Source organism: Pseudoduganella flava (assembly GCF_007830495.1).
In the GTDB taxonomy this organism is placed as follows: Bacteria; Pseudomonadota; Gammaproteobacteria; order Burkholderiales; family Burkholderiaceae_D; genus Rugamonas; species Rugamonas flava.
Window position 1 is genome coordinate 241,908 of the sequence record NZ_VLKW01000008.1, and the last position, 14,076, is coordinate 255,983.

The following is a 14,076-nucleotide window of genomic DNA, read 5'->3' on the forward strand; positions in this document are numbered from 1 at the left end:
TATCCTTTCTATGTGCAAGGCAGTGACCACCGGAAGCACGTCAGCACGTAGCGCCCGGCAAAGGCGACGTCGAAGCGGCAGCGCAGGCCCGGCTGCAGGTCCGGCGCCAGCGCCTCGCGCACGATGCACGTCAGCGTGTCCGCGCCGACGTCGACGCATTCGATCGCCGTGAAGTCGAAGTAGCGGCCCACGGTCGCCGCGGCCGCCTTGAAAAAGCTCTCCTTCGCGGAAAACACGAGCGTGGCCAGCACGTCCTCGCCGGGCCCGCCCGCGCCGGCCAGCAGCCCGCGTTCCGTGTCGTTCAGCGCGACCGCGCGCAGCGCGGCCAGGCCGTCCGTGTCGGGCACGGTTTCCAGGTCGATGCCGATGCCGCGGCAGTCGGCGTGCGGCAGCGCGACCGCGGCGGCCAGCGTTCCGGTATGGCTGATCGAGCCGGTCGTGCCGGCCGGCCAGGCGGGCGCCGACAGCGCGGCCGTGCCCACCTGCGCGGCCGGCATGCCGAGCGCCGCCAACGCGGCGCGGGCACACAGCCTGCCGGCCAGGTACTCGGCCTGGCGCTTCGGCACCGCCCGCGCGATCCGGTCCGGCAGCTCGATGCCGTGCCGCGCGAACGCGGCCGCATCGAAGCGTGCCGGCGGCGTCACCGCGGCGATGTGCAACGTCAGCGCGCCGGTGCGCGTCGGCCACACGGCGGGCAGGGCATGCTGCGGCGTGGCCGCGGCGGCCACGTCGTCGAAACGCCACGGCGTCATGGCGTGGGCACCCGCATGGCGGCATGCGCATCGCCTTGCGGCGGTCGGAGGGGCTGCGCCTGGCCCGGCAGCGAAGGTAAAGTAGGCATCGTGATCCTGTTCGGGTAGGTCGGGCGGCGCGCCGGCCGCCCGCTTGACGATGGGGGCAGCATAGCCGAAGTCGGCCCCGCCGTGGGAGGCCAGGCCCCCGATCGTCATGGCGCCGCGCCTTCCGTGACCGTTGCACCCAGCGCCCGCAGCAGGATGTCGGCAACGGCGTCCGGCTGGTCGCCGACGAAGTGATGGCGCCCGCCGTCGACGACGCCCAGGTGCACGGCATCGGCCACTTCCAGCCAGCGCAGGTAGCGGGTCTCGAAGTCCGGTGTCAGCGGGTCGGCCGAGCCGAACAGCGCGTGGAGCGGCGCGCGCACCGTCCAGTCGCCGCGGCCGTATTCGTAGCGCGACGCCATCCGCGCATCCTTCTTGAAGTTCGCGATGACGAATGCAAGCGCGTCGGCCCGCACCGGTTCCGCCGCGCCGCTCCATGAACGGATCAGCGCGTGGATGTCGGCATCGTTCACGCCGGCCCAGATGTCCTGCTCCATCAGCAGCTTGTCCTCCATCGTGGCGGGCAGGGCGCCGCCGACGGCCAGCAGGTGCACCTTCCGGCCCGCCAGCTCCAGCCGGTGCGTGATCTCCAGCGCCAGGTTGCTGCCGATGCAGTGGCCGTACAGCGCGACGGGCCCGCGCACCTGCGCCTGGATCGCGCGCACGCAGGCGCCGGCCAGCGCTTCGATGCTGTCCAGCGCGGCCGCCCCCGTACCCGGCCGCGCGCCCGGCTCATTGCCCGGCACGGCCACCGCGTACAGCGCCACGCGGGCGCCGGCCCGTGCCAGCGCGTCGGCCAGCGGCCGGTACATCGCGGCACCGGCGCCCGCATAGGGGCAGCAGACGAGCGTGGGCGTCGTATCGTCGGCGGCCGGCAGCAGGGCCTCCAGCAGCGCATGTTCGCGTGGCGGCGCGCCATCGGCCAGCGCCGCCAGCGCGGCGATCGTCGGTGCGCGGTACAGGTCCGGCAGGCCGAACTGGCGGCCCGGCAGCGCGGTGCGCAGTTGGGTCAACAGGCGCGCCGCGCTCAGCGAATCGCCGCCGGCGGCGCGGAAGTCGTCGTGGATCCCGGCTTCGTCGACGTGCAACACGTCCATCCACAGCCGCGCGATCGTGTGCTCCGTCTCGGTCCGTGGCGCCACGAACGGCACGCCGCCGCCGCGCGGCGGGTCGGGCAGACGCCCGCGATCGGGCTGGCCGTTCGGTGTCAGCGGAAAGGCGTCCAGCACGACGAGCGCCGCTGGCACCATGTAGTCCGGCAGCTGGTCGGCGAGCCGCGCGCGCAGCGCCTGCGGTTGCACGGCGGCATCCGCGCGCACGTAGCCGATCAGCCGCTTGCCGCCGCCGGCCTGCTCACGGGCGATCACGACGGCCTGGCGCACGCCGGGACAGGCGGCCAGGCATACCTCGATCTCGGCCGGCTCGATGGGTACGCCGCGGATCGTCACCTGCGCATCGTTGCGGCCCACGTACTCGAGCGCCCCGTCCGGCCGGCGGCGGCCCAGGTCGCCCGTCTTGAACAGGCGGCCATGGGGACTGTCGATGAAGCGCCGCGCCGTCAGCTCGGGGCGGTGCAGGTAGCCGCGCGCGACGCCGATGCCGCCGATGTGCAGTTCGCCGGTGGCGCCGACCGGCACGGGGCGCAACTGCCCGTCCAGCAGGTGGATGCGCATGTTGGCGATCGGCCGGCCAAGTGGCTCCTGCGCCTGCTCCTCCTCCGCGTCGGCACCGCCGTCGCAGCGCCACGCAGTCACGTCGAGCGATGCCTCGGCAGGGCCGTACAGGTTGTGCATCGCGGCGCCCGGCTGCAGCGCCGCGCAGCGTTGCCGGAGCGCGCCAGGCAGCGGCGCGCCGCCGCACAGCACGTGCCGCAGCGCCGGGCAGGGCGCGCCGCCGGCCAGTTCGAGGAACAGGGCCAGCATCGACGGTGTGAAATGCGCGATCGTGATGCTGGTGGCGGTCATCAGCCGCGCCAGGTACTCCGGGTCCTGGTGGCCGTCGGGGCGCGCCAGCACGACCCGGCCGCCGGCCAGCAGCGGCAGGAAGATCTCCCACACGGCGGCGCCGAAGCCGAACGGCGTCTGCTGCAGCACGCGGTCGGCCCGGCCCACGTCGAACGCGTCGCGCGCCCACAGCAGCCGGTTGACGATGCCGTCGTGCTGCAGCATCACGCCTTGCGGCCGGCCCGTCGCGCCCGGCGAGTAGAGCACGCAGGCCAGGTGCCGCGCGGTCAGGCCCGGCACGGCGGGGTTCTCGTCGGGCCAGGCATTGTCGTCGACCAGCGTGTCGCGCATCAGCACGGCGGCCGGCGCGCAGTCTTCCAGCATGAACGCGATGCGTTCCTCGGGCAGCGCGGGATCGATCGGCACCCACGCCGCGCCGGCCTTCAGGATCGCCAGCACGCCGATGACCATCTTCAGGCCGCGCTCGACGCAGAGCGCCACCAGGTCGTCCGGTCCGACGCCCTGTGCGATCAAGCGGTGCGCGACGTGGTTGGCGCGGCGGTTCAACTCGCCGTAGGTCAGCGTGCGCTCCTCGTACTGCGCGGCCACCGCCAGCGGCCGTGCCGCGGCCTGCGCCTCGACCAGCTGGTGCAGCAGGGCCTCGCGGGGGTAGTCGACGGACGGGCCGATGCACGCTTCCGGCTCGACGTCTTCATGCCGCTGCTTGCCTTGGCACGGCGCGTCGGCGTCGATGGTCAGCGCCACGGGTGCGCAGGGCGCTGCGTCGCTCGTCCCGGCATGCCACGCGTCGAGCGGATCGAAGGCGCCGTCCAGGTACAGCTGGCGGCAGCGCCGGCGCGCCAGCTTGCCGCTCGAGGTGCGGGGGATGTGGCCAACCCGCAGCAGCAGCACGGCGGCGATGCGCGCGATGCCGTGCTGCTCGCGCACCGCGGCGCGCAGCTTGTCCATCACGTGTGCCAGGTCGACGTGGCGGCGCGCGCTCACCTCCTGCAGCAGCACGAGCCGGGTGGGGCCATCGTCCTCCAGCGCGAACGCGGCGCAGCCGTTCTGGCGAAATGCCGGATGCACGCGCTCCACCGTGTGCTCCACGTCCTGCGGGTAGATGTTGCGGCCGCCGAAGATCATCACGTCCTTGATGCGGCCCGAGACGTACAGCTGGCCGCCGTGCTCGAAACCGGCGTCGCCGGTGCGCAGCCATGGTCCCTTGCCGTCGGCCGTCACGGCGCCGAACGCCGCGTCGTTGCGCTGCCAGTAGCCCGCCGCCACGCTGGCACCGGCAACCCAGATCTCGCCGACCTTGCCTGGCCCCAGCGGTGCCCGGGTCGCGGGATCGACGATGGACCAGCGGTAGCCCGCCGCGCGCGGCGAGCCAAGCGGCACGAGCTCGATCGGCTCTTGCGGGCCGGTGGCGGGCACGATGTCGCCGGCCGCCAGCGCCGCCTTGTCGACGGCGAGCGTGGCGGCACCCCGGCCGCTCGACACGAACAGCGTCGACTCGGCCAGGCCGTACGCGGGCCGCAGCGCCTCGGCGCGGAAGCCGCATGGCGCGAAGGCCTCGACGAAGCGGCGCAGCGAGCGCGGACGCACGGGCTCGGCGCCGTTGATGGCATGGGCCCAGGCGGAGAGGTCGAGGCCGGCCTTGTGTTCGGCGCCGATCCTTTCCACGCACAGGTCGTAGGCGAGGTTCGGCGCGGCGCTGAAACGCGCGCGCCAGGTGGACAATGCCTTCAGCCAGCGCAGCGGCTGGGCCACGAACGCCGCCGGCGGGAACTGCACCGCATGGCTGCCGGCGCAGACGGGCAACAGGATGGTGCTGACGAGGCCCATGTCGTGGTGCGGCGGCAGCCACGAGACGATCGTGTCGTCGCTCGTCATCGGGAATGCGCCATTCATCAGCGCCAGGTTGGCGAGCACGTTCGCATGGCTGACCATCACGCCTTTCGGCGTGCCGGTCGAGCCGGAGGTGTACTGCAGGAACAGCACGTCCTCGGGCCGCGGCACGGGATGGCGCCAGGCGTCCGCCGCATCGGGCAGGCCGTCCGCCGCGCACCAGTCGAGGCACCCGAGCGTGCCGTCGCCGGCGGCCTGCATGCGTTCCATCTTCGCGACCAGCGCGGCCGGCGCGAGGGCGAGTGCCGGCTGCGCGTCGCGCGCGATCGCGAGCAGGCGCGGGAGCGTGCGGGCATTGGCGGGCGGCAGCGCCGGCACCGCGATCATCCCCGCATAGGCGCAGCCGAAGAACGCGACGATGTAGTCGATTCCCGGCGGGTACACGAGCAGGATGCGGTCGCGAGGCCGGGCGCGGTGCTGCAGGTGGGCGGCCAGGTGGCGGGCCCTGCGATCGAGCTCGCTGAACGAGAGCGCGGCGGTGACGTTGTCGCCGTCGGCCATGAACGTGAAGGCGGGGGCGGCGCTGGCGGCGCGCGATTGCAGCACGTCGATCAGGCTCAGATGCCGCAGGTCGGAAGCGATATTCATGATGTGGTACTCGGATGACAGCGGTGAGTGGCGGCGGGGCCGTGGTGCGATATCAGTCGGCCGGGCGCACCCGGCTTTCGTGCGGCGGCGCGCCGCGGGCGGCGCACCGGCTGGACCTGACGGTGCCGGCACGTGCCGGCGTCCGTTTTTGCGTCCCGCGTCCCGTTCTGCGGCGCGTTCAGGTGGACGGGCACAAGGTCCTCGTCGTGGCCGGCGGGCCGTTCGTCCTCCGGCGGGCGGACCATCCCTCCAGGTACCCCGGAATGCCCGTGCGTTGTTCACATCGCTGTACCGGCGGGCATCTGACGTGCCCGCCGCGGAACAGCATTCGAATGCAGTATGGGCAGTTTCGGCGGCGGCTTTTGTGCGGATATTGTCGGGAGGTTGTCGGCGCCCGTCGACAATTTCGCGACAACCGCCGCCGTGCGGGGCAATCAATCCACTGATCGATTGCAGCGCATGGATGGACTGCCGGTCCGGCCCGGCGCTACGATGGCAGCCGCTGATATATCAGCGCAGAGCGCACCTGAGCGCACCTGAGCGCACGTTCAACCGGACCAGACCTCATGAGACCCATCCTCGCCGCCTTGCTGTTCGCCGCCACCGTCATGCTGCACGCCGCCGTGCCGGCGCAAGGCCTGCGCCCGCCACTGCTGCTGACGGGCGCGCAGGGGCGCGCGGGCGCCGACCTGTCCGGCCAGTGGACGTATTCCAGGGACCTGTACCGCACGGGCCTGACGGATATCAACGGCTGGGTCGCGAAGTCGCGCATGCAGCGCTACCGCGACGTCGACGTGGCGGCCGAGGAGGCGCGCGGCGGCACCACGTTCTTCGAATTCGACATGGAGCGCGGCCCGCGGATGGCGATCCCCGGCGCGTGGAACGCGGCCACGCCCACGCTGCGCTATTACGATGGCCTGGTCTGGTTCCAGCGCAAGTTCGATGCGCAGCCGGATGGCGGGCGCGCCTTCCTGCGCTTCGAAGCCGTCAACTACCGCGCCTACGTGTACCTGAACGGCAAGGAGATCGGCCGCCACGAAGGCGGTTTCACGCCGTTCGTGCTGGAGGTAACGGACGTGCTGCGCGCAGGCGAAAACTGGCTGACGGTCGGCGTGGATTCGACGCACGATGCCCAATCGATCCCCACGCAGATCACCGACTGGGACCTGTATGGCGGCATCACGCGCCCCGTGCGCCTCGTCCGCACACCGGCCACGTTCATCGACGACGCTGCGCTGGCATTGACAGGCGACGGCCGCATCACGGGTGAAGTGCGCCTGAACGGCCCCGTCGCGGCGGGCCAGCGCGTGACCGTCAGGATCGGCGCGCTGGCCTGCGCGACGGCCACGACGGATGCCGCCGGCCGCGCCGTCATCGACATCAAGGCGCCGCCCGGGCTGGAGCGGTGGTCGCCGGAACACCCGAAGCTGTACGACGTGCGCTTCGCGGCGGCCGGCGACACGATCGCCGACCGCATCGGCTTTCGCACGATCGCCGTGCGCGGCAACCAGATCCTGTTGAATGGCCAGAGCATATTCCTGCGCGGGATCTCGCTGCACGAGGAGGAGTTCGGCCCGAACCCGGCCCGCAACATCACGCCGCAGGCGGCGCGCGCGCTGCTGCACGAGATCAAGCACGGACTGCACGCGAACTACGTCCGGCTGTCGCATTACCCGCACTCGGAAGTGACGGTGCGGCTGGCCGACGAAATGGGCCTGCTGGTGTGGAGCGAGATTCCGGTGTACTGGACCGTCGACTGGGAGAACCCGGCCGTGCTGAAGAAGGCGCTCGCGATGCAGGCCGAGACGATCTACCGCGACCGCAACCGCGCATCCGTCGTGCTGTGGAGCGTGGGAAACGAGACGCCGGTATCGCCGGCGCGCACGGCCTTTCACGCGGCGATGGCGGACAACGTGCGCAAGCTCGACCCCACACGCCTGATCAGCGCCGCGCTGCTGGTCGAGCGGCAGGGCGGCGTGACGGCGATCCGCGACCCGCTGATCGACAAGCTCGACGTGCTGGCAGTGAACACCTATGCCGGCTGGTACGGCGACGACACGCTCGATGCGCTGCCGGGCCTGACGTGGCAGGTACCGGCCGACCGGCCGCTGATCCTGTCGGAATTCGGTGCCGATGCGCTGGCGGGGCATCACGGCATGCACAAGTTCGGCGAGGAATACCAGGCCGAGTATTACCGCAAGACGCTGGCGATGGCGGAGCGGATACCCACGCTGCGCGGCATGTCGCCGTGGATCCTGAAGGATTTCCAGTCGCCGCGGCGCGAGCATCCGGTGTTCCAGAATGGGTGGAACCGGAAAGGGTTGATGTCGGAGACGGGCGTAAGGAAGGAGGCGTTCGGGGTGCTGGCGGAGTATTACCAAGGCAGGGCGGCGAACCGGGCGGGTACCCCGATGTCGGTTCAGTAGAAGTCAAACGGCGCGCCCACGAACACGCCTGCGGTTACCTTTTTCTCCTTGCTTTCCCAACCAATCCTTACTCCGCCGTTAAACAGGGTGTCTGGATTTCCCAGGAAATAGACCGGTACTTCAACGGTCGTCACGTCCTTGCGCAGGTTGCGCGACACAATGGCGGCAATAGCGACCTTTGACAACAGATAGCGTGCCTCCAACGACACGATATTGTTTTTTGTGAGAGCAGGCGGCGCGAACGCTCCAGTGACGCATGTGACGATCGTGCCCGCGTTTTCGACCGGGCAGCGGGTTGCCTCGTCAGCCTCCTCGTAGCTGCGCCGGTGCTCGGCATGAACTAGTAGGAACAGGTTCGGCTGCAGGGTGGGATTCCATCCCCCGGTGAGAGCCAGCGACCACGGTCGATGATCTTCGTCCTGTTTGGTGAGCGTATCGGGCGTATAAAACTCCGAGTTCTGAAACGCCAGTTTTGCCGTTGCACCGAATAACCAGCCGCCGCGCGCCGGACCGCCACGGGCGGCGCGCGCTTTCTCCTCCAAACTTGGCGCGTAATTCATGAAATCCAGCATTCTGCAGCCGCGGGCATTGATCTCTTCCCGCAGCTTGGCGAAGTCCGCTGTGTTACTTGAGTCCGGAAGTTTCTTCTTATCTTCAATGAACATTTTTTCACGCAGCGTCGAGCAATATGCGTCAAAATCACTCTGCCGACGGGGTGTATAAGGTGTGAAAAAGTATGTGTAATTCACACCCAGAGCGGTCGAATTTCCCCAGCCGTCTTGGTGCAGGAGGTCGTGCCGTTTTTCGCCTTTCTTTAGCGGCGCTTCGGCTGTTGCGCTCCAGCTGTACCAAGTCGACATGCCCGGTTGATTGCTATCGATCGGGTTTTTCGCTATTGGCTTAGTCGAGAATTTCAGTGCGACGTTTGAGGCATCGTTAGTGGCAGTTATCTGCACGCCAGGCGAAGATACGGCGGACTGGACCATCCCGGCCTTACCTGCGGTTGGCAGGTCAGGTTTCTCGAGCTCTGACGCATTCTGCCCGTGACACGGCTGCATTAGTGCAATCACGGTCAGCGCCGGCGCGAGATAGCGAAGCGATACGGTGCTCATTGCTCGTCCGCCACGGTGAAGTACTTCGAGCCCCAGTCGTCCACTTCCCCTTTCTGGATAGTGCTCGATTCCGTCATCAAAATTGCACCGCCCTTGGTGGATATTTCGAATTTGAGTGTTTCGCCGCTGATGCCGCGAAAATCCCAGTTCAATTCATATCGGCCTGGCGGAATATCAGCATGTGTGTCCGTAAGATCGATGTTGCGGGGGCCGAGTGTGATCCAATACCAGTAAGGGCCGCTCGGTGCGCCTAAAGTTTTTCCGACGATCGTAGTCATATATCCTCCGTATAGGATGATAAGAACGGGATAGCAATGCGCACCGGTATGTAAGCGAATCTATCACTGACGATTACTTTATGTTGTAGAAAATTGCCGTGTGTTGTTTTCGCGTCAATTGCAGATGGCAAGCCCCAAAAAACCGCGCATTTGCGCCGTATCCAACGTGAGAAATAGGACCCCTATTTGTTCGAGGTCTGCCCCTTGCCCGTCACCGTCCAGTAAATCCCGCCCATCAGGTGCCCCAGATACTGCGGATCGCGATACATCTCGCCGTTATGCCCCAGCGTGGTGACGAACACGCGCCCCTTCTCGACGTGGTGGTACCAGGCGATCGGATGGTCCTTGCCCATGCCTTTCGAGACCTGGCCGGGCCAGATCTTTTCCGGGTCGTAGCTGCTCTCGTCCACGCTCAGCACCGGGTGGATCGTCACGTGGTACGGGTTGGTGGTGACGTAGAACTCGTCGCTCCAGATCCACCGTTCGGGCAGGCCGTACGTGGCCGGGAAGGTCTTGTCGACAACGGTGACGACGCCCGTCTGCAGCATCGGATGCACGCCGACCCGCCGGCCCACAAGCTTCTCGTAGAACGGCCACGCGTCCGGTGGCGTGATCGCCGCGCGGTGCACGACGATCGCATTGCCGCCGCCGCGCATGTAGTCCTCGAACTTCGCACGCTGCGCCGGCGACAGTTCCTCGCCCGGCGTGTTCAGGAACATGACGGCCGCATACTGTTTCAGGTCGCCCTCGAACACTGCCGTCTTGTTCGTGTACGTCAGCTCGAAGGCGTGCAGCTTGGCCAGCTGTTCCAGGCTGTCGCGGGCGATCGGGATGTATTCGTAGTGGTACTTGCCTGGCATGGCCAGCACGAGCAGCTTGTACTGGCTGTCCGCATGCGCGGCCGGTGCGGTGGCCGACCCGGCCAGCACGGCCAGGGCGATGACGATGTTCTTCATGGGGCGGGAACTCCTTCGGGTGCGCGTTGGCCGCGCGGGATCAGCCAGCCGCCGTCGGCCAGCCAGTCGGACAGCCGGTCGGGCCAGTGCAGCAATGATATCCGCTCGCCGCGCTGGCCCATGTTGAACGCGTGATCCGTATCCGCATACAGGTGCAGCTCGGACGAAACGCCCGCCGCGATGAGCTGCTGGTACAGCCCCAGCGCCGGCGGCATGCAGCATTTGTCGCGCGAGCCGGCCACGATGAACGCTGGCGGCGCCCCCGTTGCCGCCTGCGCCGGGTGACCGAGCGGGCCGGGATAGACGAGCACCTGGAAATCCGGCCGGGCGCTCTGGCGGTCCACCGCGTCGCGGGCCTGCGTCGCGGGCTCGGGGTTGTCCGCCACCAGCGATACCAGTTCGCCGCCGGCCGAGAAGCCCATCACGCCGACGCGGCGCGGGTCGATGCCGTAGTCGTCGGCATGGGCGCGCACCCAGCGCACGGCGCGGCGCAGGTCGGTGGCGGCGTCGCCCTCGATCGTATAAGACGAACCCTTGTCGCGCGCCAGCCGGTACTTCAGCACGAACGCCGTCACGCCGATGCGGTTCAGGTGCTTCGCCGCGACCATGCCTTCATTCTGGAACACGAGCATCCGGTGCCCGCCGCCCGGCACGACGACGACGGCGGCGCCGTTCGCATGGCGCGAATCGGCGCGCGCCACTGTCAGCGACGGGTTGTGCACGTTGCTGATGTAGACGTCGTCCACTTTTTCCGGCTCGGCGCGGCGCCGTTCCGAGCCCGGCGCGCCGTCCGGCCACAGGGGCAGCGCCTGCTGGGCCGCAGCCGCTGCGCAGGCCAGCGCAAGGAGGAGGGGGAGGCAGCTGCGCATGTCAGATCCTCGTCGCATACAGGCTGTGATGGGTCAGGATGTACAGCGTGCGGCGGTCGGCGCCGCCGAAGATCAGCTGCAGCGGGCGTTCCGGTACGTCGATGCGGCCTTTTTCCTTGCCGTCCGCGCCGTAGACGAATACCTGGCCGTTCGCCACGTAGACGTTGCCGACCCCGTCGACGGCCGCGCTCTCGCCGCCGCGGTCCGCTACCTGGCGCAGGTCCGTGATGGCGCCGCCGGCGTTCAGCAAGCCGCTGAACGTGCGGTTCTCGGAACCGTTCGTGAACACCACGCGTTCGCCGGCGCGGGCGCTGACGAAACCGTGGGTATTGAGCGTATCGGACCAGCGGTAGCCCAGGTGGTCGGGCGGCCCCTGGCGCAGCACCCGGTAGGCGGGCAGCGCCAGGCTGCCGTCCGGCGACACGTATTGTTGGGCCTTGGGCTGGGCGACGTCCCGTGCGAACATCTCTGCCAGCGTCGTGAATTCGTACGTGTCGACGTTCAGCTGGTCGCGGAACTCGCCGTTCTGCCAGAAGTTGACGGGCACCGCGATGCGCTGCTTGCCTGGCGCCACGGCGGTGGGCTTGATCATCGCCACCTCGGTGGCCGGGCTGCCGGGCTTGAACGCGTACACGGAAGCCTGCGGGCCGTAGGACGACAGCACCATCACGTTGCCGCTGTCGTCGATCGCCAGGTTGACGGGATCGAGCGGCGCGTCGCGCACCACCGCCAGGCCGTCGTTCTCGCCATAGCTGTAGATGCGGCGCCAGTGGCGATCGACGAAATACAGCTTGCCGGCGCGATCGACGGCGGCGCCGGCGATCGACCAGAAGCCCGTCTCCAGCTTGTCCACCTTGCCCTGTGGGGCGGCAGCGCTCTTCTGCGTGCCCGTGTAATCGAGTACGGCGAATTCGCGCTCGCGCACGTCGATGCGGTGCGTGACGTCGCGGATCGCGTTCTCGTACGGGTACTTCGACGCGCGCAGGAAGGTCGTGCAGCCAACGTCGTCGCAGGTGGCGATGCCGCTTTCGCCGTTCACGTGCACGTTGCGGAAGCGGATGTCGGACGAATTCGTGATCGTCACCGCGGCCGGCATGGATTTCAGCGAACGGGTGACGCGGTAGCCGTGGTAATTCGCGAACAGCAGGTTCTTCGAGTTGCGGATCTCGAGCGACGTGGAGTCCATGCCGTCGCGCACTTCCTCCTCCGTCTGCGGGGCGAGGAATTCCCAGTTCTCGACGCCGTCCAGCACGATCTCGGCGCGCACGTGGTGCTCGGCCGACAGCTCGTAGACGTGGCCCGGCGTCTTCGTGTTCGACACGTAAAAGCCCGCCTGCGCATAGCCGCTGGGCGACCAGATGCCGGAGAACGTGCCGCCGCCGCCATCCGTTACCCACACGCTGGGGTATTGCCGGTCCCAGTGCGCGGTGGTGTCGAACTTCGCATCCTTCTTGTACGGGTCGGCGCGGCTGCCGTCGTAGAGCCGGGTGCCGTGGCCGCCCTGGATGCGCACGTCGTCGACGAGCGACTGCGCGCCGGCACGCCACAACAGTGCCACCGCGCGCGGATTGACTTCGCCCGTCGCGAGGCCGATGCCGGACACGATGGCATCGCCGCCGCGCGCACTCTCGAGCAGCGCCTTCGGCGTGTCGACGCCGGCAAACGCCGATGCGCCGTTCGGGATCAACAGCTGCGTGAGGCCGGGGTGCAGGCCGACGAGTACCGTGTCCGGCTTCATGCGGATCGTGTCGGTGACGACGTAGAAGCCCAGCGGCAGGTAGACGACGCGGCGGCTGTCGATGGCCTTCTGCAGCGCGGCCGTGTCGTCGTGGACGCCGTCGCCCACCGCGCCGAAGGTGCGCACATTGGCCCAGTCCTTCGTTGGCGGCAGCGCACGCAGGGCCCGCGACGGGGCCGGGGTGGAGGAGGGCAGCGACTCCGTCTTGAAGTTCGTCGCGAAGCGGCCCGGCTCACCGAGCGTTTGCACCGTCAGGCCGTGGTTGAACGCGCTGACGCGGTAGTTGCGGCCGTTGCCGTTGGCGGTGCGGCCGCTGTCGCGAAAGCGCGCGAACACGGGCACGTTGCGAGCGATGGCGTTCTCGAAGCCGACCTGCGTGTAGACGTTGTTTTCGTTGCTGACGACGAGGGCGGCCTTTGACACGTTCTCGAAGCGCACGTCCTTCCCCCATAGCCAGTCGCCGTAGCCGCGGTCGATGTCGATGCCGACGGGCGTATTGCGAATGTCGACGTTCACCATCGTCAGCCCCGCCTCGTGCTCGCGGATCGCCGCGTCGCGCTGGCCTTCGAACGTGGAATCCAGCAGCGTGAACTGCCACGCGGGCGACGTCTTCTCGGCCAGGATGCCGTAGCGGCCGCCGTAGAAGCGCAGGTTGTAGCCGACGTTGCCGACGTGGTAGACGCCCGCCAGGCCGGAGCCGATGTGGAAGTCGATGTGCGACAGGTTCGAATGCTGGGCCGTGTGCATCCGGACGGCGGCGGCCGGATTGCCGGCGCCGATCTCGAAGTCCACGTTCGACAGCGCCGAATAGAACGTCGACGAATTGGCGTCGCGCACGGGCTTGCCGGCTGGGTCGAACGGCACGGCGCTGGGCACGGGAACCGGCACCTTGCCGACGCGGTACTGGTCGCCGCCGGTGAAGATCACCATGTTCGCGACACCCTTCTGGAAGCCGGGCGTATTCGGTGCCAGCACGAACACGGGCCGCGTCGGCCCGACGCCGTAGACGCGCACCGCGAGCGGGATCAGCAGGGTGCGCGTGATGCGGTAGCGGCCGGACGGCAGGAACACGACGCCGCCTTGCTCGTTGTTGGCGGCGCGGTCGAAGGCTTGCTGGAGGGCGTCCGTATCGTCGGCCTTGCCGTCCGCCCTGGCGCGCACGACGACGGCGCGCTGGTCGTCCGGCATCGTCTGGTAAGCGGACGTCGAGGCAGCTTGTGCGCTTGATGCCGCCAGTGCGGCGGCGAGTAGCAGATGGGGTTTCATGTGTCTCCTTTTATTGTCGAGTTCGTGTCCTTCTGGGGTCAGACCCCAGCAGGACACGGGCTCATCAGCAGCTTTTTTACAGCCGAGTTCGTGTCCTCTCGTGCCAGGCACCAGGAGACACGAGCTCAGCAGCAGCTTTTTTGCAGCTGA

At 68.4% G+C, this 14,076-nt stretch carries 8 protein-coding genes; 1 reads left to right on the forward strand and 7 read right to left on the reverse strand.

The window, feature by feature from the left end:
- Positions 1-8: 8 nt before the first annotated feature.
- Both IP92_RS20590 and IP92_RS20595 read right to left on the reverse strand, forming a co-directional pair.
- Complete coding sequence (locus tag IP92_RS20590; RefSeq protein WP_145878558.1) at positions 9-950, reverse strand: 4'-phosphopantetheinyl transferase family protein; 942 nt, start codon at positions 948-950, stop codon at positions 9-11.
- A complete protein-coding gene (locus IP92_RS20595) occupies positions 947-5,281 on the reverse strand; it encodes an amino acid adenylation domain-containing protein (protein ID WP_145878560.1) in 4,335 nt (1,444 codons plus the stop codon). Before IP92_RS20595 ends, IP92_RS20590 begins: the two co-directional genes overlap by 4 nt.
- A gap of 566 nt (positions 5,282-5,847) precedes the next feature.
- Here IP92_RS20595 and IP92_RS20600 point away from each other — a divergent pair.
- Positions 5,848-7,707 carry a glycoside hydrolase family 2 protein gene (locus tag IP92_RS20600; protein WP_145878562.1) on the forward strand — a complete coding sequence of 620 codons (1,860 nt, stop codon included), beginning with the start codon at positions 5,848-5,850 and terminating at the stop codon, positions 7,705-7,707.
- Here IP92_RS20600 and IP92_RS20605 read toward each other — a convergent pair.
- From IP92_RS20605 to IP92_RS20625, 5 genes are all read right to left on the reverse strand, one after another.
- The gene (locus IP92_RS20605; protein ID WP_145878564.1) at positions 7,701-8,819 is read right to left on the reverse strand and encodes a hypothetical protein; all 1,119 of its coding nucleotides are present in this window, start codon (positions 8,817-8,819) and stop codon (positions 7,701-7,703) included. The genes IP92_RS20600 and IP92_RS20605 overlap by 7 nt on opposite strands.
- Entirely contained in the window at positions 8,816-9,097 is a 282-nt protein-coding gene (locus IP92_RS20610) for a hypothetical protein (protein WP_145878565.1), read from the reverse strand. The genes IP92_RS20605 and IP92_RS20610 overlap by 4 nt, the downstream gene beginning before the upstream one ends.
- A 182-nt stretch (positions 9,098-9,279) precedes the next feature.
- Positions 9,280-10,053: a ThuA domain-containing protein gene (locus tag IP92_RS20615; RefSeq protein WP_145878568.1), complete on the reverse strand. Its 774-nt coding sequence runs from the start codon at positions 10,051-10,053 to the stop codon at positions 9,280-9,282.
- Positions 10,050-10,922: an alpha/beta hydrolase gene (locus tag IP92_RS20620; RefSeq protein ID WP_145878571.1), complete on the reverse strand. Its 873-nt coding sequence runs from the start codon at positions 10,920-10,922 to the stop codon at positions 10,050-10,052. The genes IP92_RS20615 and IP92_RS20620 overlap by 4 nt, the downstream gene beginning before the upstream one ends.
- Position 10,923: 1 nt before the next feature.
- Positions 10,924-13,926, reverse strand: a complete 3,003-nt coding sequence (locus tag IP92_RS20625) for a glycosyl hydrolase family 28-related protein (protein ID WP_145878573.1) — start codon at positions 13,924-13,926, stop codon at positions 10,924-10,926.
- Between the last annotated feature and the right edge of the window lie 150 nt (positions 13,927-14,076).